The organism is Streptomyces sp. NPDC090025 (assembly GCF_044748125.1).
Taxonomy (GTDB): Bacteria; Actinomycetota; Actinomycetes; order Streptomycetales; family Streptomycetaceae; genus Streptomyces.
The window spans coordinates 977270-998120 of the sequence record NZ_JBIVFL010000001.1 but is presented as its reverse complement, the minus strand read 5'-3'; the positions used below and the strand labels follow the sequence as shown (position 1 = coordinate 998120).

Genomic DNA, 20851 nt, shown 5'->3' with positions numbered 1-20851 from the left:
CATGACCGACACGGAAAGCCAGCGCTGGGACGTCATCGTGGTCGGCGCCGGGGGCGCCGGGCTGCGCGCGGCGATCGAGGCACGGCAGCGGGGCGCCCGTACCGCCGTGATCTGCAAGTCCCTCTTCGGCAAGGCGCACACGGTGATGGCCGAGGGCGGCATCGCCGCCTCCATGGCCAACGCCAACCCGCACGACTCCTGGCAGACCCACTTCCGCGACACCATGCGCGGCGGGAAGTTCCTCAACCAGTGGCGGATGGCCGAACTGCACGCGCAGGAGGCGCCGGACCGGGTGTGGGAGCTGGAGACCTGGGGCGCGCTGTTCGACCGCACCCCCGACGGCCGGATCTCGCAGCGCAACTTCGGCGGCCACGAGTACCCGCGGCTCGCGCACGTCGGCGACCGCACCGGGCTCGAACTGATCCGCACCCTCCAGCAGCAGACCGTCCAGCTCCAGCAGGAGGACCACCGGGCGACCGGCGACTACGAGAGCGGTCTGAAGGTCTTCCAGGAGTGCACCGTCACCCGGATCCTGAAGGACGCCTTCGGCCGGGTCGCGGGCGTCTTCTGTTACGAGCGGGAGACCGGCCGCTGCTTCGTGCTCAAGGCCCCCGCGGTCGTCCTCGCCACCGGTGGCATCGGCAAGTCCTTCAAGGTGACGTCCAACTCCTGGGAGTACACCGGCGACGGGCACGCGCTCGCGCTGCTCGCCGGGGCGCCGCTGGTGAACATGGAGTTCGTGCAGTTCCATCCGACCGGCATGGTCTGGCCGCCGTCGGTGAAGGGGATCCTGGTCACCGAGTCGGTGCGCGGCGACGGCGGGGTGCTGCGCAACTCCGAGGGCCGCAGGTTCATGTTCGACTACATCCCCGAGGTCTTCAAGGAGAAGTACGCGCAGAGCGAGGAGGAGGGCGACCGCTGGTACGAGGACCCGGACCACAACCGCCGGCCGCCCGAGCTGCTGCCGCGCGACGAGGTGGCCCGGGCGATCAACTCCGAGGTGAAGGCGGGCCGCGGCACCCCGCACGGCGGGGTGTTCCTCGATGTGTCGACCCGGATGCCCGCCGAGGTGATCAGGCGCCGACTGCCGTCGATGCACCACCAGTTCAAAGAGCTGGCGGACGTCGACATCACCGCCGAGCCGATGGAGGTCGGGCCGACCTGCCACTACGTGATGGGCGGCATCGCGGTCGACTCCGAGACGGCGGCGACGGCCGGGGTGCCCGGCCTGTTCGCGGCGGGCGAGGTCGCGGGCGGGATGCACGGCTCCAACCGGCTCGGCGGCAACTCGCTCTCCGACCTGCTCGTCTTCGGGCGGCGGGCCGGACTGCACGCGGCGGAGTACGCGACCGGGGCGGCGGCCCCCGAGGTCGCCGAGGAGGCGGTGGCGGCGGCGCGGGCGGAGGCCCTGGCGCCGTTCCGCGACACCGCGGCCGGGGGTGACCCGGAGAACCCGTACACGCTGCACCAGGAACTCCAGCAGACCATGAACGACCTGGTCGGGATCATCCGCCGGGAGGGCGAGATGGCCGAGGCGCTGGAGCGGATCGCGGCCCTGCGGGAGCGGGCCGGGCGGGTCGCCGTCGAGGGCCACCGGCAGTTCAACCCCGGCTGGCACCTCGCCCTCGACCTGCGGAACATGCTCCTGGTCAGCGAGTGCGTGGCCCGCGCGGCCCTGGAGCGGACCGAGTCACGCGGCGGCCACACCCGGGAGGACTTCCCCGCGATGGACCGCGCCTGGCGGCCGGTGAACCTGCTGTGCCGGGCGGTCGAGGGCGGCGCGGGCGGCATCGCGCTCGAACGGGTGCGGACGGAGCCGGTACGGGCCGATCTGCTCGCCCTGTTCGAGAAGGAGGAACTGGCGAAGTACCTGGCGGCGGAGGAGCTGGACGCGAGCAGCGCCGTTGGCGGTTCCGGTGCCGGCCCCGGTTCCGATTCCGGTGCGGACACGAAGGGGCCTGACGCATGAGCACGTACGACGCGAGCTTCCGGATCTGGCGCGGCGACGCCGACGGCGGGGCGCTCACCGACTTCACCGTCGAGGTGCACGACGGCGAGGTCGTCCTCGACATCGTGCACCGCCTCCAGGCCACCCAGGCCCCCGACCTGGCCGTCCGCTGGAACTGCAAGGCGGGCAAGTGCGGCTCCTGCTCGGCCGAGATCAACGGCCGGCCGCGGCTGATGTGCATGACCCGGATGTCGGTCTTCGACCGCGCCGAGACCCTCACCATCACCCCGATGCGGGCCTTCCCGGTGATCCGGGACCTGGTCACGGACGTGTCCTTCAACTACACCAAGGCCCGCGAGATCCCGGCCTTCGTGCCGCCCGCCGGAGTCGGCCCCGGCGAGTACCGGATGAAACAGGAGGACGTCGACCGCTCGCAGGAGTTCCGCAAGTGCATCGAGTGCTTCCTGTGCCAGGACACCTGCCATGTGGTCCGTGACCACGAGGAGAACAAGACCGCCTTCGCGGGCCCGCGCTTCCTGATGCGGATCGCGGAACTCGACATGCACCCGCTGGACGCGTCCCCCGAGGCGGGCCTCGACCGGCGCCGTACCGCGCAGGACGAGCACGGCCTCGGCTACTGCAACATCACCAAGTGCTGCACCGAGGTCTGCCCGGAAGGCATCAGGATCACCGACAACGCGCTGATCCCCATGAAGGAACGGGTGGTGGACCGCAAGTACGACCCGGTGGTCTGGCTGGGCGACAAGATCCGCCGCCGGAAGGGCTGACCCGGCGCCCCGCCCCACGGGGTCCCCCGCGGCCGGGGTCCGCTCCGGCCGCGTCCGGTCGCTCCGGCGGTCCGGTCGCGGGGGCACAGGGGCGGACATAACCTCCCTTTTGTGACACGTGTGACACGAACAGCCACCCGAGCCCTGCTCGCCGCGCTGGTGGCGGCGTGGTGGCTGCTCGTGCCCGCCGGGACCGGCGCCCGGGCCGACGACCCCGTCACGCTGTCCAGGGACGGCCAGATCACCGACCGGGCCGACGCCCTCGGCGACCGGCGGACCGAGGTGGTGCGCGCCCTCGACGGCCTGTACGACGCCCGCCGGGTGCAGCTCTTCGTCGTCTACGTACGGGACTTCTCCGGGCGCTCCGCCCAGAACTGGGCCGACACCACCGCCGAACGCAACGGCCTCGGCCGCGACGACGTCCTGCTCGCCGTCGCCACCCACGACCGGCAGTACGGCTACAGCGCCGACCCCGACTCCCGCTTCACCCAGGCACAGCTCGACGACGTCGCCAGGACCGCCATCGAACCCGCGCTGCGCCAGAACGACTGGGCGGGCGCCGCCATCGGCGCCGCGAACGGCTACACCGCCGTCCTCGCCGGACAGCCCGTCCCCGCGCCCGCCGTCACCCCAGGACCCGCCGACCCCGGCGGCTCCCCCGCCGACGACACCACCACCGCCTCCGACCTGGTGCTCCCGGTCGTCCTGGTCGGCGGCGCGGGCGCCGTCGCCGCGTACGCGTACACCAAACGCCGCCGCAGGACCGCGACCCGCACCACCCCGGGCGGCGGCAGCGGAACGGGCGGTACGGGACCGGGCTGGGGCACCCCCAAGGGGCCGCCGCAGCCGACCCTCGCCGAACTGGACGGTCGCGCCCGGCATGCCCTCGTCGCCACCGACGACGCCGTCCGCACCAGCAAGGAGGAGCTGGGCTTCGCCACCGCCCAGTTCGGCGACGACGCCGTGACCCCCTTCACCGAGGCCGTGCGCTACGCCGAGGGCGAGCTGACCGCCGCCTTCCGGCTGCGCCAGCAGCTCGACGACGCCTTCCCCGAGGACGACGCCACCCGCCGAGCGATGCTGGAGGAGATCCTCGCCCGCTGCGCCGACGTCAACACCCGGCTCGACGCCGAGTCCGCCGACTTCGACCGGCTGCGCGACCTGGAACGCACCGCCCCCGAGGCGCTGGCCGCCGTCGAGGCCGCGTTCCGCGAGCAGACCGGCCGAGTGGGCACCGCGCAGGCCGCGCTCACCGCGATGCGCGAGCGCTACACCGACTCCGCCGCCGCCCCCGTCTCCGGCGACGTCGAACAGGCCAAGGACCGGCTGGTGTTCGCGACCAGCACCGTCAACCACGCCCGCCAGCTCATCGACCAGGGCGACAACGGCGGCGCCGCCGTCCAGATCCGGGCCGCCGAGGGCGCCGTCGACCAGGCCGCCCGGCTGATCGAGGCCGTCGACCGCAGGGCCCAGGAACTCGCCGAGGCCGTCGGCCGGCTGTCCGCCATGCTGACCGAGACCGAGGCCGACCTCGCCGACGCCCGCGGCCTGCTCCAGGGCACCGCCGAGGGCGTGCCGACCGCCGACCTGCGCGGCCGGATCGGCCGCGCCGAATCCGTCCTCGCCGACGTCCGCACCGCGATGGAGACCGGCCGGTACGACCCGATCGAGGCACTGCGGCGGATCGAGGAGGCCGACACCGCCCTCGACGACGCCCTGGTCGGCGCCCGCGAACGCGAGTCCGGCACCCGGCGCGCCGCCGCCCTGCTCGACCAGGCCACGCTCACCGCCCGCTCCGCCATCGGCGCGGCCGGCGACTACATCACCACCCACCGCGGCGCCGTCGGCGCCGAGGCCCGCACCCGGCTCGCCGAGGCCCAGCGGCGGCTCGACGCCTCGGCGCAGCTCGCCGCGTCCGACCCCACGGCCGCGCTCGCCGAGGCCCAGCAGGCCGACGCCCTCGCCCGGCGCGCCCAGGACCTCGCCGAACAGGACGTGCGGCGGTACGGCAACCCCGACGGCTTCGGCGGCGGCCCGGCCGGTCAGCGCGGGGCCGGGGGCGGCGGGCTCGGCGGCGCGGTGCTCGGCGGGATCATCCTCGGCGGCCTGTTCGGCGGCGGGGGCGGCGGCCGCGGTGGTGGTTACGGCGGGGGCTTCGGCGGCGGGGGCCGGGGCGGTGGTGGTGGTCTCGGCGGGGGTCCCGGGAGCTTCGGCGGCGGCGGGACCCGCGGCCGGCTGGGCGGTGGCGGCCGCTTCTGACCGTGCCCCCGTTCCCGTACCCGAGTACCCGTACCTCTCTCGTTCGCCCGTCTCCCGTCGCCTGTTCCGTACGCGCATCCGCACGCAAGGAGTCCGACCATGAGCAAGCAGACCATCCTCGGCCGGGTCACCCAGCTGGCCAAGGCCAACATCAACGCCCTCCTCGACCAGGCCGAGGATCCGCAGAAGATGCTGGACCAGCTGATCCGCGACTACTCCAACAACATCGGCGAGGCCGAGCAGGCGATCGCCGCCACCATCGGCAATCTGCGGCTGATGGAGCAGGACCACCAGGAGGACGTGGACGCGGCCAAGGAGTGGGGCGAGAAGGCGCTCGCCGCCAGCCGCAAGGGCGACGAGCTGCGGGGCGCGGGCCAGACGGCGGAGGCCGACCGCTTCGACGACCTCGCCAAGGTCGCCCTCGGCCGCCAGCTCCAGTCGGAGAAGGAGGCGGCCACCGCCGAACCGACCATCGCCGCGCAGACCGAGGTGGTGGCCAAGCTCAAGACCGGCCTCGACCAGATGAAGGGCAAGCTGAGCGAGCTCCAGGCCAAGCGGGACGAGCTGGTCGCGCGCGCCAAGTCGGCCCAGGCGCAGAACCAGATGATGGACGCCGTGAAGAACATCGACGTCCTCGACCCGACCAGCGAGCTCAACCGCTTCGAGGACAAGGTGCGCCGCGAGGAGGCCAGGGCGCTCGGCAAGCAGGAGCTGGCGGCGTCGTCGCTCGACGCGCAGTTCGAGCAGCTGGACGCGCTTGGCGACCAGGCGGAGATCGAGGCCCGGCTCGCCAAGCTGAAGGGGTAGCGGGCTCTTGGCGGGAGCGGGCTTTCGGCGGGGCCAGGCTCTCGGGGCGGGGGGGCAGGGGCGTCCTCGCGGACCGCCCCCGGCCCTCAGAACATGCTGAGCAGCTGGTCGACGGTCGGTTCGGCGGCCCCTTCGCCGTCCGGCAGCTGCAACTCGAACCAGACGGTCTTGCCGCGCGGGGTACGACGTGACCCCCAGGCCGCGCTCAGCAGCCCGACCAGTTGGAGGCCCCGGCCGCCCTCGTCGGTGTCCTTCGCGCGCCGCCGCCGCGGCTGGACCAGGCCCGAGTCCCACACCTCGCAGACCAGCGTCCGGTCGAGCAGCAGCCGCAGCCTGATCTCGCCCTCGCCGTACCGCAGCGCGTTCGTGACCAGCTCGCTGACGAGCAGCTCGACGGTGTCGACCAGCGGCTCCAGGTCCCATCCCGCGAGCTGGGCCCGGGCCAGTTCGCGGGCCCGGCCGACCGAGCGCGGCTCCCTGGGCAGCCGCCAGTCGCCGACCGCCTCGCTGGGCAGCCCCCGCACCCTGGCCATCAGCAGCGCGATGTCGTCCTCGCCGTGCCGGGTGTCGAGCGTCGTCAGGACGTGGTCGCAGACGTCCTCAAGAGGCCGCTCCGGCTGGGTGAGCGCGTTGCGGAACGCGCTCAGGCCCTCGTCGAGCGGATGGTCGCGGGACTCGACGAGCCCGTCGGTGTAGAGCGCGAGCAGCGCCCCGTCGGGCAGTTCGACCTGCACCTCCTCGAACGGCTCGCCGCCGACGCCGAGCGGCATCCCCGGCGGCACGTCGAGCAGCAGCGCCTCCCCGCCGGGTTCGACCAGGACCGGCGGCAGATGGCCCGCGTTGGCGAAGGTGACCCGGCGGGTGACGGCGTCGTACACCGCGTACACACAGGTGGCGAGATAGACCTCGGCCAGCTCGGGACCGCGCGCCTTGTGGGCGCGCGCCGACTGCTGGGCCCCGGCGGGCGCGCCGAGACCGCGGGCGATCTCGTCGAGGTGGGACAGCACCTCGGCGGGTTCCAGGTCGAGCTGGGCCAGGGTGCGGACGGCGGTGCGCAGTTCGCCCATGGCGACGGCGGCGCGCAGGCCGCGGCCCATGACGTCGCCGATGACGAGGGCGGTGCGGTGTCCTGGCAGTTCGATGACGTCGAACCAGTCGCCACCGACCTCGGAGCCGACGGTGCCGGGCAGATAGCGGCAGGCGATGTCGAGACCGGCCGCCTCCGGGTCACCGGGCGGCAGCAGGCTGCGCTGGAGGATGAGGGCGCGTTCGTGCTCGCGCCGGTAGAGCCGGGCGTTGTCGATGCAGACGGCGGCGCGGGCGGCGAGTTCGACGGCGAGCGCGCGGTCCCGCTCGCCGAACGGCTCACTGCCCTTGACCCGGGAGAACTGCACCAGGCCGACCACGGTGTCCTGGGCGACCATCGGGACGACGAGCGTCGACTGCACCAGACCGTCCTCGGCGCCGGGCACGGTCCCCACCCGGCCGGTGCGCAGCGCCCCGGCGCACGGCGAGTTGAAGGCGTAGCGGTGGACGGAGCCGACCTCGATGGGGTGGGTGTCGCCGCAGATGTCGTGCGGCGGGGCGGGGGCGGGCCGCGCCTCCGGCGCCGGGTCGGCCGGTGCCGGGTCGGCGGTGGTCGCGCCGCCCGGTGCGGCGGTGGTCGGGCCGGTTGTCGTCGGGTGGGTTGTCGTCGGGTGGGCCGGTGCCGGGGCGTCGGGCCGTGGTCCGTCCTCCGTGCTCGGGCGTGGCCTGCCGACCCGTACGGTCCCGGCCGGTACGGCGCTGGCGACGGCGACCCGGCGCAGTTCCGCGCTGCCCGCCCCGTAGCCGACGTCGTGCGAGCTGCCCCAGCGGCCCGGCGGCGCCTCGTCGCCGGTGAGCAGCCCCTGGTAGAGGTCGACGGCGGCGAGGTCGCAGAAGCCGGGCACGGCCACGTCGAGGAGTTCGCGCGCGGTGGCCTCCAGGTCGAGCGAGTTGCCGATCCTGGCCCCTGCCTCGTTGAGGAGGGCGAGGTTGCGGCGGGCGCTGGCGGCCTCGCGGGCCGCGTTCTGGCGGCGGGTCACATCGATGCCGAGCCCGGCGACGCCGACCGGCCGGCCGGAGCCGCTGTGCACCCGGTAGAGGTTGATCGACCAGTGCCGCCGGTCGCTGGAGCCGGGCGGGGCGCCGATGATCTGGAGCTCGGAGACGGACTCGCCGGTCTCCAGGACCTTGCGCAGCGCGGCCGTCATCCGGTCGGCCTCGGGCCGGGTGAGGTAGTCGTACACGGTCCGGCCCCGGTGGTCGTCGGCGGAGCCGCCGAAGACGGTGGCGAAGCGCCGGTTGGCCCGCTTCACCGTGAGGTCGGTGCCGAAGAGCAGGAAACCGAACGGGGACTGTCCGAAAATGGCCTGGGACGCGGCGAGGTCGGTCTCGATACGGCGCAGGGCGCGCACGTCGACCACGATGCACAGGGCGGCCCGCTCCCCCGTCGCCGTCTCGCTCGGCATCACGTACATCTCGGCGATGCCGTGCGGGCGGTCCTCGCCGGGCATCCGGAACGGGACCAGGCCCGTCCACTCCTTGCCGTCGAGGATCTCCCGGACCCTGCGGTGTCCGCGCTCGCGCAGGTCGGGCGGCATGAAGGCGTCGACCGGGTCCTTGCCCCTGGCCTCCTCGGCGGTCACGCCGAACAGGTCGACGGCCCGCCTGCTCCACTGGTCGACCAGCCCGTCCGGGCCTATCGAGAAAGAGGCGACCCGGATGTAGTCATAGATCGACCCGGGCGGGCTGCTCTGCCACACGACAGCACCGCCGGCATCGCTCGCCGTCTCAGGTATCTCGCTCACGCGACCGTCCCCTCCAGCTCACCGCACCGGACCGGCCATGACGGCAGTATTCAGCACCATGGCCCCCGTCGGCACGACGTTCACGATCACAGGGTGGTCTCGGTCGTTTCCGGCCGGGGCCCGCTGATCGTCGTCCCACCCTCTTTACTCACCAGGCAGGGCCAGCTCGAACCACACGGTTTTCCCGCCGCTCCCGGCCCGGATACCCCAGCGGCGCGCGGAGCACGCCACCAGTTGGAGTCCGCGACCGCCTTCGTCGTCCGGTCCCGCGGGCCGTTCGGTGGGTTTGTCCGGAAGCGGATCGGAGACTTCCACGAGGAGTGCGGGGCCGTGGCCGGGGCCTGGGGCGGGTCCCGCGGCGGGGTCGGGGCGGCGGCCGGGGCCGGGCCGGAGGCCGGGGTCCGAGCCGTCGCCGAGGTGGTGCCCGCTGCCGTGCCCCGGGCCCGCACCGGGGACGGATCCCGGTCCCGAACCCGGCCCCGAACCCGGCCCGGCACCCGGGCCCGCGCCCGCGCCCGTCCCCAGGCGGACCAGCCGGACGCCGATCGGCCCGGAGGCGTACCGCAGGGAGTTGGTGACCAGCTCGCTCACGAGCAGCACGGTCACATCACCGACGACCCGGTCGAGCTCCCAGACCCTCAGGGTGTCGCGCACCGCGTGCCGTGCCGTGCGCACGGCGTTGGCCTCCGCGGGAAAGTGCCACTCGGCGATGTCGCCCTCGGTGTCGATCACGTGGCCCACGTCCTATTTCGGGGGGTTAATGACGACATACCCGATATTAGGAGTGGGATATCCCGCCGACCGGCCCGGTCGGCGCACGGTGGCACGAACGGCGTAGACGTACGGCGCGCACGCCCTCCGGTCAGCCGCGCGGGACCCGGCGCACCGCCGCCGCGACGGCGGGCCGGTCCTGGTCGAGCCAGTCGACCGACGCCAGCTCGGCCGACTGGTCCGGGGCCAGCCAGCGCAGTTCGTCGTGATCCTGGAGCGGCTTCGGCTCCGGTGAGCCGGGGCGCAGCCGCGCGCTCCACACCCGGAGCACATAGCCGGGCTTCAGCGGCCACTCGCCCGGCACCCGCTCGACCACCTCGGCGTCGACGCCCAGCTCCTCGCGCAACTCCCTGACCAGGGCCTGTTCGGGGGTCTCCGGCGGCTCCAGCTTGCCGCCGGGCAGTTCCCAGCGTCCGGCGAGCTCGGCGGGGGCACTGCGGCGGGCGGCGAGCAGCCGCCCCCGGTCGTCGTAGAGGGCCGCGGCGACGACCACGACGGGGGCGGTGGGGTGTTCGGTCATGCGCCGGAGCGTAACCCGGGCGCCGACCGGGCCCCGGAACCGGAGCTCATGCCCGGAGTCAGGACCCGCGCTCGGGGCCAGGACGCACGCCCGGCGGCAGGACGCGTGCCCGGCGGCACGACGCGTGCTCGCGGGGGCGCGCTCAGACGTCGAGCGCCGGTTCGCCGATCCGCTCGACCCAGTAGAGCTGCTTGTGGCCGCGGTCGTCGAGGCTGTCGGCGACCCGCTGGGCCTCGTCCTTCGTCGCGTACCGCCCGACGCGGTAGCGGTTGCCGTTGTCGTCCTGGCGTATGACCAGCCAGGAAAGGTCGGGACCGCTCTCGCTCATCGGGGTTCTCCCTCCGCCGGTCCGGCCGCTTCTGACGATCTCCTGGAAACCGCGCTGCGCATATGCCCGAGCTTACGCCTGGACTTCACGCAGCGGATACGTGTTTTCACAAAGAGATACGTATCTGGCCAGTAACCACCGACGGAGGGGCCCCGACCGCTTTCAGCGGGGGTTCGCGCCCCCGGTCGCGGGCGCCTTGGGCAGGGTCGGGACCGGGAGCAGCACCGTACCGGCGGCCGACGGATCCTTGCGGCAGACGTCGCCGCACTCCGCGTCGAGCGAGCAGCACAGCGAGCAGACCGGGCCGGAACGGGCCGGGCAGTCGACGATGTCGGGCAGCTCGTACGCCGTCTCGCACCCGGCGCACTCATGGGTGGCCGTCAGGTCCGCGACCTCGGCGTCAGGGCCGGTCACCGGGTTGGGCCGGGCCAGGTAGTAGCGGCCCTTGGTGGCCCAGGTGATCAGCGGGCAGAGCAGCAGCGCGAGCCCGGCGGCGATGAAGGTCGAGAACGCCTGCGCGTACGTCCCGAAAAGGCCGAAAAAGGCCAGGATGGAGACGACCGAGGCGACCGCCATCGCACCGAACCCGGCCGGGTTCACCGCGTACAGATAGGCCCGCTTGAACTCGATGTACGGCGGACTCCACCCGGCCCGCTTGTTGATGACGAGGTCGGCGGCGACGGCCGCGATCCAGGCGATGCCGACGTTGGAGTAGAAGCCGAGCAGCTTGTTCAGGGCCGCGAACATGTTCAGTTCCATCAGCGTCAGCGCGATGGCGAGGTTGAGGAAGATGTACCAGACCCGGCCGGGGTGGCGGTGGGTGACCCGGGAGAAGAAGTTCGACCAGGACAGCGAGCCGCTGTAGGCGTTGGTGACGTTGATCTTGATCTGGGAGACGATCACGAACAGCGCGGCGGCGGGCAGCGCGAAGGAGCCGAGCCACGGCCGCAGCGCCTCGATCTGCGGGGCGATCGGCTCCAGGGCGTGGGTCTTGCCGACCGCTTCGAGCGCGACGAAGGCGAGGAACGCGCCGCCGAGCTGCTTGGCCGCGCCGATCACGACCCAGCCGGGCCCGGCGGCGAGCACGGCGAGGTTCCAGCGGCGCGCGTTCGCCGCCGTCCTCGCCGGCATGAAGCGCAGATAGTCGGCCTGCTCGCCGATCTGCGCGATGAGCGAGAGCGCGACGCCGGTGCCGAGCCCGAAGCCGATCCAGGAGAAGCCCGCGCCCGCCCCCTCGGTGCCGCCGAACGACGTGAACGAACCCCAGGCGTCCGGCGCCTCGAAGGCGAGGACCAGGAACGGCAGGACGAGCCCCACGAGCCACAGCGGCTGCGTCCACGCCTGCACCTTGGCGAGCGCGCCCATCCCCCGGAACACGATCGGGATCACGATGAGGGTGGTGAGCAGATAGCCGACGGGCAGCGGAAGGCCGACGGCCTGGTGCATGGCCTGGGCCATGATCGAGCCTTCGAGCGCGAAGAAGATGAAGGTGAAGGAGGCGTAGATGAGCGAGGTGAGGGTGGAGCCGAAGTAGCCGAAGCCCGCGCCCCGGGTGATCAGGTCCATGTCGAGGCCGTAGCGGGCGCAGGCCCGGGCGATCGGGATGCCGGTCAGGAAGATGATCACGGCGGCGGTGAGGATCGAGGCGAACCCGCTGGTGAAGCCGTACGTGAAGACGATCGAGGCTCCGATGGCGAAGTCGGCGAGATAGGCGATGCCACCGAGCGCGGTACCGGCGACGGTCCCCGGCGACCAGCGCCGGAAGGAGTGCGGGGCGTAGCGCAGCGAGTAGTCCTCGCGGCTCTCGTCGGCGGCGAGCCGCGCGTACCGGCGCCGGGCCGGTGCCTCGGCCGACGGGCCGGACGGGGGCGGCGGGGGTGCGGGGGTGGCGGCGCTGCCGCGGGTGGCGGTGTCCGTCATCGGGTCCGTCATGGGGGCTCCTGTCGTCCGGCCGGTGTGCGGGTACGGACGGGCAAGCTAGGAGTGGGGCGTGTCGAACCGTCACGGCCCGGCGTTGCCCGCCGGTTACGGAATCCGGCACCTCGTCAACTCGACGTGAACCCACCCGGACACGCGACCCCGCCCAGCGGGCGCGGGGCCGGGGACGGGCCCCCTCAGCGCACCGGCAGGTGGTACGCCACCTTGAAGCGGTCGGCCGGGACGACCACATCGGCCGTCTCCACCGCCCGGCCCGACGCGAAGTACGTCCGCTCGATCACCATCACCACATGGCCGGGCACCCCGCCGAGGGTCAGCAGCTCCTCCGCGAGCCCGGGGCGGGCGGCGACCTCCTCCACCACGTTGTCCACGACCACGTCGATCGCCGCCATCCGCTCGACCACCCCGCAGCCGCCGAGCGGCCCCTCCTCGGGGAGCATCACGGGGGTGCGGCCGGTGACCGTGAGCGGCTCCCAGGAGGTGGAGAGCATCATCGGCTCGCCCGCGTCCCGGAACACGTACCGCGTCCGCATCACCCGCTCCCCCGGCTCGATGCCGAGCCGGGCGGCGACCTCCGCGCTCGCGGGCTCCTGCTCGCTGCCGGACTCCCAGGTGCCGCGCGCGCCCTCGGTGGCCTGCTCCTGCCGGAACGGGCTGGCACCGGCGGCGGGCCGATAGCCGGAGCGGGCGATCCGGCGCGGCACCGGGCGCTCGCGCACATAGGTGCCGGATCCCGAACGGCCCTCGACCAGGCCCTCGGCCATCAGGACCTTGCGCGCCTCCAGTGCGACGGTGTCCGAGACCCCGTACTCCTCGCGGATGCGCGCCTGCGAGGGCAGCCGGGTGTGCGGCGGAAGCGAGCCGTTGGCGATCTTCTCGCGGAGATCGCTCGCCACGCGCAAATAGGCGGGCTGCTCACCGAACGTCACTGGACACTCCCCTCAGCTTGACTGTCAGCTACAGCCTGACAACCGAGGGTGCACAGCCGCAAGCATGGGCCAAAGTTTCACCCGAAGTGATGATTTCCCTTTACGCGACCCCTCCGCGCGGGTATAGCCGCCCGTGCGACCACCGAACTCCTGTCGGATTTCCAGACATTACCCGCGTCGGCGACCTTGACGTTAATGGTCCAGACCAATAACTTCCTGTGCGCACCGCTCCGTTCCGGCACCACGCACAGGAAATGAGCCCCATGCGTCGCAGAACCCTTTCCCGGCTGTCCGTCGCCGCGGTCTCCCTCGGCCTCGTCGCCACCCTCGCGCCCTCCGCGGGCGCCACCCCCGACCGGCAGCACGGCCCCGCCGCCGAGCACACCGCCACGCACGCCACCTCGCACGCCGCCAAGCCCGCGTACAAGCGGGTCGGCTACTTCACCCAATGGGGCGTCTACGGACGGAACTTCCAGGTCAAGGACCTGGACACGAGCGGCGCCGCCGCCAAGCTCACCCACATCAACTACGCCTTCGGCAACGTGAGCGCGGACGGCAAGTGCTTCACCGGGAACGTCCCCGGCGAGGCCGACGCCTGGGCCGACTACGTCCGCCCGCTCGACGCGGCGGGCTCGGTCGACGGCGTCGCCGACACCGCGGACCAGCCGCTCGCGGGCAACTTCAACCAGCTGCGCGAGCTCAAGGCGAAGCACCCCGGCCTCAAGGTCATGATCTCGCTGGGCGGTTGGAGCTGGTCCACCCACTTCTCCGACGCGGCCCGCACCCCCGCCTCGCGCAAGGCGCTCGTCGCCTCCTGCGTCGACCTCTACCTCAAGGGCAACCTGCCCGCCGACGGCGCCCGCGGCGGCGCCGGAGCGGCGAAGGGCCTCTTCGACGGCATCGACATCGACTGGGAGTGGCCGGGCTCGGCGGGCGACACCGACACCGTCTACCGCCCCGAGGACAAGCAGAACTTCACCGCGCTGGTACGGGAGTTCCGCACCCAGCTCGACGCCTACGCCCGCACCCAGAAGAAGCGCACCCACTACGAGCTGTCGGCGTTCGTGCCGACCGCGCCCGCCAAGATCGACGCGGGCTTCGAAGTCCGCAAGATCATGCGGGACTTCGACTTCGTCAACCTCCAGGGCTACGACTTCCACGGCAGCTGGGAGACCACCACCGCCCAGCAGTCCGCGCTCTTCGCGGCCCGCGGCGACTTCAGCGTCGACCAGACCGTGAACGACTGGCTGCGCCGCGGCGCCCCCGCCCGCAAGCTGGTCGTCGGCATGCCGTTCTACGGCCAGGGCTGGACCGGCGTCACCGGCGGCGGCACCGGCCTCGGCAAGCCGGCCACCGGCGCGGCGCCCGGCACCTGGGCGGCGGGCTCGGAGGACTACAAGGCACTGAAGAAGCTCGCGGACTCGGGGGCGTACACCGTCCACCGCGACCGCAAGGGCGGCCACGCCTGGCTGTTCGACGGCACCACCCTGTGGACCTACGACGACCCGCAGGTGCTGCGCACCAAGTCGGCGTACGTCCGGGCGAAGGGCCTCGGCGGCGCGATGTTCTGGTCGCTCGACGGGGACACCGCGGACGGGCAGCTGATCGGCGCCGTGCACGGGGTCCTGGGCGGACACCGCTAGGGCCTGTCTGACAATTCGCGTCGGATCAGGCCGGGGCGTTCGGTGCGTGCGATCGGCGTGCGGCCGGGGCGCCCTTGTAGCGGAGCTACTTGGGCGCCCCGGCCGTGCGGCGAGCGTGCGTGCCGGGCGGGCCGGACCCGACGGGAATTGTCAGACAGGCCCTAGCCGTCGCCGCCCCCGGGGGACATGAGGAGTGGGGGCGGGTCCGATGCCGGCCCCGCCCCCACTCCCGTACGTCAGACCTTCTTGCCGGTGTCGCCGCCCGTGCCACCGCCCGTGCCACCGCCGGTGCTGTCGCTGTCGCCGTCCGGGACGACGTGGGCCAGGTCGAGGGCCTTGCGGGAGTCGACCGCGATGTCGTTGGACAGCGCGTCGTACGCGTCCTCGTAGACGTCCCAGAAGGCGTCGGAGTCCTTCGCCACGGCCAGCTTGTTCCACAGGCGGGCCGCCGTTTCGAGCTTCGTCGTCAGCTTCGCGAGCGGGGCGCGGGACGCCTCGGGCCAGGCGGCGCCGCTCAGCCCGGTGCGCGCCGAGACGATCGTGCCGTGCACCTGGCGGGCCCAGGCCGTGTTGGCGGCGAGGTCGGTGTCGGCGTCCTCGTCCGGCTCCTCGAAGACGGCGTCGTCGATCGGGTTCATGCTCCGCAGGAACAGCAGCTGGTTCGCGTCCAGGGTGCTGGCGTCGCCGCGTACGGAGACGGACAACGGCTTCTTCTCCACCGCCAGGGCGCAGGTCACCGTGCGGTCCCCGAGCCGCCAGCTCTGCTTGGTGGGGAGGTAGTAGTAGGTGACGGCCTGCGCGGGGACCGCCCAGGTGTCCATCGCGTAGCCGGTGTTGACCGTCTCGCAGCGCTCGGCCGCGAGCTTGTCGATGGCGTCCTCGCCCGGCCACTTGGTGAACGTGGTCAGCTTGAACGTGCCGGTGACCTCGCCCTCGTGCGCGGAGGTGCAGGGCACGGTGTCGACGTTCTCGGTGTACGACTCCAGCTTGCCCTTGATCCGGAAGCAGTCACCGGCGCGGAGCGAGAACGCCGAGTCCTGCGCCGCCTCGTCCATGCCCTGCTCGAAGTCCCGCCAGGCGTCCCCGATGCCGCCCGTGACCAGGCCGATGATCACCAGGAGGGTCGCGAGCGAGGACAGGATGACACCGCTGACGGCCATGCCCTTGCCGCCCTGCTGCCGCTTCTTGATCTGCGGCAGCGCGATCAGGCCGAAGACGAGACCGAGCGGCGGCAGGCAGCACACGATGCCGGAGACCAGTGAGGCGACGGCGAACGCGTTGGTGGTCCGGCGCGGCGGGAGCGCCCCGTACGGGCCGTAGGGGCCGTAGGGGCCGGGCTGCCCCGGCCCGTAGCTCTGGCCGTAGGCCGGGTGGGGGCCGACCGGCGGCGCGGTGTACGGGCCGGGGGCCTGCGCGCCGTACGGGCCGGGGGCGGCCGGGTAGGGCGGCGGGGCGGGAGCGTCCGCGGGGGCGGCCGGCGCGGGGGCCTGGCCCTGGTCGGGGGCCTGGCCCTGGTCGGGGGCCTGGCCCTGGTCAGGGGCCTGGTCAGGGCTCGGAAATTCCTGCGGCGGCTGGGCGGGGTCCACGAGTACGGTGCTCCTGAGGTTCTCGGCGTCGGGGCCGGGAATCCGGTGATCGGTGGTCGGCGACCGGGTGATCGGCGACCGGGTGACCGGTGATTCGAACGGGCGCGCGCATCGTACGCGGTCCGGGGGCGGGGGCGGAATTGCGGGGCTCGACGGCGCACACCGTGAACGGGATGACCGCCCGCTGGGCGGCGACGCTCGGTCCGGGCGGCGACACCGTGCTGTCCGCGACCGGCCTCTGGCCGCTGCTCGGCCTGCTCGCGGACGCCGCCGCGGGCCCGGCCCGCGACGAACTGGCGGACGCGCTCCGCGTACCCGCCGACCGGGCACCGGAGCTCGCCCGTGAACTGCTCGCCCACCTCGCCCGTGTCCCCCGGGTCGGATCGGCCCTCGGCCTGTGGGTCAGGCCCCGGGTCGCGCTCCGCGAGGAGTGGGCGGCGGGCCTGCCGGAGGCGACGCTCGGCGTCCTCGGCCCGGACCCCGCCGAGAGCGGACGACGCCTCGACGCGTGGGCGGCGGAGCGCACCGGCGGCCTGATCCCGGCGGTGCCGGTCGAGGTCGGCGCGAGGACCGAGCTGGTCCTGGCCTCGGCCCAGGCGGTCCGCACGACGTGGCTGCGCCCGTTCGAGGAGAGCGTGATGTTCCCCGAGCGCGGGCCTTGGGCGGCGCCGGACGACGACATGCGGCCGCTACGGTCGCTGCGCCGCAGGACGGCGGTCCTGGACCGGGTCGGGGTCGCGGAGACCGGCATCGGCCCGCTGACGGTGCTGAAGGTCCTGGGCGGCACGGGCGTCGACGTCCATCTGCTGCTCGGCCCCGAGGACGCCGACCGGTCCGCCGTCCTGACGTCCGGCCTCGCGGTCCTCGCGGGCCGCCATCCCCTCGTACCGGGCACGTTGCTGCCGCTCGGCGAGCCGGGCCCGGGGCTGAGCGTCGCGCTGGCGCGCAGCAGCGACCGGGAGCCGTCCCTCTCGGTGACGACCTCGCCGTTCGCGCTGGCCGCGGAGCACGATCTGACGGGCCTTGCCGAGGTGTTCGGCCTCAGCACGGCGATGGACGCGTCGCGCGGCCACTTCCCGGGGGTCGCCGACGATCCGCCGCTGGCGGTGGACGACGCCCGGCAGACGGCCGTCGCCCGGTTCGACGCGAAGGGTTTCGAGGCGGGGTCGGTGACGGCCGTCGCGATGATGGCGGCGGGGATACCGGCCCGGCCGTACACGGTCCGGCACGTCGGCCTCGACATCGACCGCCCCTTCGGCTTCCTGACGGTGCACCGCTCGTCGCGGCTGGTCCTGACGGCGGGCTGGGTGGCCGAGCCGGTGCCGTACGTGGACGAGGACGAGGACGAAGACGAGGACACGCTTCACGCATGAGGGGTGGTCGCCGTCACGGCGACCACCCCTCACTCACGAGTCACACGTCATGTGTCATGTGTCATGAGCAGTGCGGGTCAGAACTGGAGCGCCCAGGAGTCGATCTTTCCGGTGTCCGCGTTGGCGTTGTCGGTCACGCGGAGCTTCCAGGTGCCGTTCGCGACCTCCGAGGAGGCGTTCACGGTGTAGGTGGTGTTGATGTTGTCCGAGCTGCCGCCGGTGCCGAACGCCTTCAGCGTGTACGCCGAGCCGTCGGGCGCGATCAGCTGGACCTGGAGGTCGCCGATGTAGGTGTGGACGATGTTCACCGGGACCTGGAGGGCGGCGGGGGCGTTGCCCGTGACGCCGGTGACGGTCACCGGGGACTCGACGGTCGCGTTGTCGTTGATCGCGTAGTCCGCGGTGTTCTCGAAGCGCTTCCCGGGCGGCGGGGTGGTGCCGCCACCGCCGACGAAGAGGAGGCGGTTCGGGGAGCCGGTGCCGGGGTTGGTGACCACGTTCGGGGTGGCGGCGGCGGTCAGCGCGGCCGAGACCTGGGCCGGGGTGGCGGTGGGGTTGTCGGCCAGGTAGAGCGCGGCGGCGCCGACGACGTGCGGGGTCGCCATCGACGTACCGGAGATGGTGTTGGTCGCCGAGTCGCTGGTGTTCCAGGACGAGGTGATGGAGGAGCCCGGCGCGAAGATGTCCAGGATGCTGCCGTAGTTGGAGTAGCTGGCCCGGGCGTCGGTGGAGGTGGTCGCGCCGACGGTGATGGCCTCGGCGACGCGGGCGGGCGAGTAGTTGCTCGCGTTGGCGCCGTCGTTGCCCGCGGCGACCGCGTACGTCACGCCGGAGGCTATGGAGCGGCGGACGGCCGCGTCGAGGACGGTGTCGACACCGCCGCCGAGGCTCATGTTGGCGACGGCGGGCTTGACGGCGTTCTGGGTGACCCAGTCGATGCCCGCGACGACCTGGTCGGTGGTGCCGGAACCGGAGTTGTCGAGGACGCGGACGCCGACGATCTTCGCCTTCTTGGCGACGCCGTAGCTGTTGCCCGCGACGGTGCCGGCGACGTGGGTGCCGTGACCGTGGCCGTCCTGCGCGGTGTTGTCGTTGTCGATCGCGTCGTAGCCATAGGAGGCCCGGCCGCCGAGGTCGCTGTGGGTGATGCGGACACCGGTGTCGATGATGTACGCCGTGACGCCCTGGCCCGCGCTGTCCGGGTAGCTGTAACTCTGGTTCAGCGGGAGGGCCTTCTGGTCGATCCGGTCCAGGCCCCAGGACGGCGGGGAGGGCTGGGTGCCGTCGATCGTGAAGCGGCGGTTCTGGCTGACCGTCTCGACGGCCGGGTCGGCGGCGAGCTTACGGGCCTGGGCCGCGGAGAGTTCGACGGAGTAGCCGTTGAGCGCGGAGGTGTAGGTCCGCTTGATCTTGGCGCCGAACTTGGTCGCGACCGCCCGGCCCCGCGCGGTCTCCGCCTGGGCGGCGGACTCGCGGAGGGTGACGATGTAGCTGTTGGCGACCGTGCCCTCGGCACCGGCGTTCAGGACGACGCCTTCGGCGGCGGTCCCGGCGGCCTGGGCCGGGAGGGCGGAGAGGGAGCCGAACGCCAGGGCGGCGACCGCCATGGCTCCGGCCGCGGCGAGTCGACGCCGCGCATCACGCATCACGGACATGTGAGGGGTCCTCCTCAGTGGGTGGTGCGTTGCTGTGTGGGGGTGGATGGTGCGGTACTGCCCTTGAAGTACGGATGGAGCACGGACCGTTGAACGGGCAATCAATCGCCATGCGCATGACAAGAAGCGCGGGAGGCGCGGAGCTCTCACCCCGCCCGCCGTCGCGGTCCGACGAGCGAAAGATTGGCCGATCCGTAGGAATCCCACAAGGGTTCCGGGCGCCTCGCCACACGCGCGTCACACGGCTGACATGCTGCCGATCATGTCGACGTACGTGTGCCCCCGCTGCCGGGTCAACTCCTCCGATTCCGCGCTCACCTGGTGCTGTCCGCGCTGCCGGGGCCCCTGGGACCTCGATTTCGGCGCGGGCCCGGTGTCGCTCAAGTCCCTCCCGTCCCGGGTGAATTCACTGTGGCGTTACGAGGAGGCGCTGCCGCTGGCGGCGGAACCGGGCCCCGTGGCGGCCGGCCTCGTGACGGCGGGCCCCTTGGCGGCGGGCGCGGTCACACCTCCGGGTGCCGTGCCGCCGCCGGTCAGCCTCGGCGAGGGCCGGACGCCCCTCGTGCCGCTGACCGACACGGTCTCGGCCAAGCTCGACTTCCTCAGCCCGACGCTGTCCTTCAAGGACCGGGGCGCCGTGATGCTCGCCGAGCTGGGCCGCCGCCTCGCACCGCGCACGATGATCGCCGACAGCAGCGGCAACGCGGGCACGGCGATCGCCGCGTACGGGGCGCGGGCCGGGCTCGACTGCGCGGTGTACGTGCCGGAGGGGACCTCCCCGAAGAAGCTGGAGCAGATCCGCGCGCACGGCGCCCGTACCGTCGTCGTCCCCGGCGACCGCGAGGCCACCGCGGTCGCGGCCCGCGCGGCGGCGGACGAGCCGGGGGTGTTCTACGCCTCGCACGTCTACAACCCGCACTTCCTGCACGGCACCAAGACCTACGCGTACGAACTCTGGGAGGACCTGGGCGGACGCCTCCCCGACACCCTCGTCGTGCCGGTCGGCAACGGCACCCTGCTGCTCGGAGTGGCCCTCGCCGTCGAGGAGTTGTACGGCCACGGGCTGATCGACCGCCGTCCCGCGCTCGTCGCGGTCCAGGCGGCGGCGGTCGCGCCGCTGGCCGCCGCGTTCCACGCGGGGGCGACCGAGCCGCCCGCCCCGGCCGAGCAGCGCCCGACCCTCGCGGAGGGCATCGCCATCCCGGCCCCGCCCCGCGCCGCCCAGATCCTCGCCGCCGTCCGCGCCTGCGGCGGCACCTTCCGTACCGTCACCGAGGACCAGATCCGCGCCGCCCAGCTCGACCTGGCCGCCCGCGGCCTGTACGTGGAGCCGACCGGCGTGGCCTGCTGGGCGGCGGTCCGCACGGAGCCGCCGACGGGCTCGGTGGTGGTGCCGCTGTGCGGGGCGGGCGCGAAGACGGGGATGGCGCCGCCGGCTGCGTCCTGAGGCGTACGGGCCCGAGGCATCCGGTACC

At 73.1% G+C, this 20851-nt stretch carries 15 protein-coding genes; 7 read left to right on the top strand and 8 right to left on the bottom strand.

The features are described 5' to 3' along the window. The first annotated feature begins 1 nt into the window (after position 1). From ACIPXM_RS04745 to ACIPXM_RS04730, 4 genes are all read left to right on the top strand, one after another. Complete coding sequence (locus ACIPXM_RS04745) at positions 2-1969, top strand: fumarate reductase/succinate dehydrogenase flavoprotein subunit (protein WP_401651905.1); 1968 nt, start codon at positions 2-4, stop codon at positions 1967-1969. Further along, positions 1966-2736 carry a succinate dehydrogenase/fumarate reductase iron-sulfur subunit gene (locus ACIPXM_RS04740; protein WP_401651903.1) on the top strand — a complete coding sequence of 257 codons (771 nt, stop codon included), beginning with the start codon at positions 1966-1968 and terminating at the stop codon, positions 2734-2736. The genes ACIPXM_RS04745 and ACIPXM_RS04740 overlap by 4 nt, the downstream gene beginning before the upstream one ends. 120 nt (positions 2737-2856) lie before the next feature. After that, positions 2857-4995 carry a TPM domain-containing protein gene (locus tag ACIPXM_RS04735; RefSeq protein ID WP_401651901.1) on the top strand — a complete coding sequence of 713 codons (2139 nt, stop codon included), beginning with the start codon at positions 2857-2859 and terminating at the stop codon, positions 4993-4995. 99 nt (positions 4996-5094) lie between these two features. Further along, entirely contained in the window at positions 5095-5802 is a 708-nt protein-coding gene (locus ACIPXM_RS04730) for a PspA/IM30 family protein (protein WP_401651899.1), read from the top strand. An 86-nt stretch (positions 5803-5888) separates the two neighbouring features. On the opposite strand, the gene ACIPXM_RS04725 is transcribed toward ACIPXM_RS04730, so the two are convergent. The 6 genes from ACIPXM_RS04725 to ACIPXM_RS04700 form a co-directional block, all read right to left on the bottom strand. Further along, positions 5889-8633, bottom strand: coding sequence for a SpoIIE family protein phosphatase (locus ACIPXM_RS04725; RefSeq protein WP_401651897.1), 2745 nt, complete (start codon positions 8631-8633; stop codon positions 5889-5891). A 144-nt stretch (positions 8634-8777) separates the two neighbouring features. Next, the gene (locus ACIPXM_RS04720; protein ID WP_401651895.1) at positions 8778-9365 is read right to left on the bottom strand and encodes an ATP-binding protein; all 588 of its coding nucleotides are present in this window, start codon (positions 9363-9365) and stop codon (positions 8778-8780) included. A 130-nt stretch (positions 9366-9495) separates the two neighbouring features. Further along, entirely contained in the window at positions 9496-9924 is a 429-nt protein-coding gene (locus tag ACIPXM_RS04715; protein ID WP_401651893.1) for a (deoxy)nucleoside triphosphate pyrophosphohydrolase, read from the bottom strand. 142 nt (positions 9925-10066) lie between these two features. After that, entirely contained in the window at positions 10067-10252 is a 186-nt protein-coding gene (locus ACIPXM_RS04710; protein WP_401651891.1) for an SPOR domain-containing protein, read from the bottom strand. Positions 10253-10414: 162 nt separating this feature from the next. Beyond that, a complete protein-coding gene (locus ACIPXM_RS04705) occupies positions 10415-12172 on the bottom strand; it encodes a purine-cytosine permease family protein (protein ID WP_401652501.1) in 1758 nt (585 codons plus the stop codon). A gap of 194 nt (positions 12173-12366) precedes the next feature. Further along, entirely contained in the window at positions 12367-13119 is a 753-nt protein-coding gene (locus tag ACIPXM_RS04700; RefSeq protein WP_401651889.1) for a GntR family transcriptional regulator, read from the bottom strand. A 263-nt stretch (positions 13120-13382) separates the two neighbouring features. On the opposite strand from ACIPXM_RS04700, the gene ACIPXM_RS04695 reads away from it, so the two are divergent. Next, positions 13383-14762, top strand: coding sequence for a glycoside hydrolase family 18 protein (locus tag ACIPXM_RS04695; RefSeq protein WP_401651887.1), 1380 nt, complete (start codon positions 13383-13385; stop codon positions 14760-14762). Between the two features lie 236 nt (positions 14763-14998). Here the strand turns inward: ACIPXM_RS04695 and ACIPXM_RS04690 are convergent, their stop codons facing one another. Then, a complete protein-coding gene (locus ACIPXM_RS04690) occupies positions 14999-16348 on the bottom strand; it encodes a DUF4190 domain-containing protein (protein ID WP_401651885.1) in 1350 nt (449 codons plus the stop codon). A gap of 173 nt (positions 16349-16521) precedes the next feature. Between ACIPXM_RS04690 and ACIPXM_RS04685 the strand changes: the two genes are divergently transcribed. Beyond that, on the top strand, positions 16522-17721 hold the full coding sequence (locus ACIPXM_RS04685; protein ID WP_401651883.1) for a serpin family protein: 1200 nt from the start codon (positions 16522-16524) through the stop codon (positions 17719-17721). A 77-nt stretch (positions 17722-17798) separates the two neighbouring features. On the opposite strand, the gene ACIPXM_RS04680 is transcribed toward ACIPXM_RS04685, so the two are convergent. Next, positions 17799-19376, bottom strand: coding sequence for a S8 family peptidase (locus ACIPXM_RS04680; RefSeq protein WP_401651881.1), 1578 nt, complete (start codon positions 19374-19376; stop codon positions 17799-17801). A gap of 250 nt (positions 19377-19626) precedes the next feature. On the opposite strand from ACIPXM_RS04680, the gene ACIPXM_RS04675 reads away from it, so the two are divergent. After that, entirely contained in the window at positions 19627-20823 is a 1197-nt protein-coding gene (locus ACIPXM_RS04675; RefSeq protein WP_401651879.1) for a pyridoxal-phosphate dependent enzyme, read from the top strand. Positions 20824-20851 lie beyond the last annotated feature (28 nt).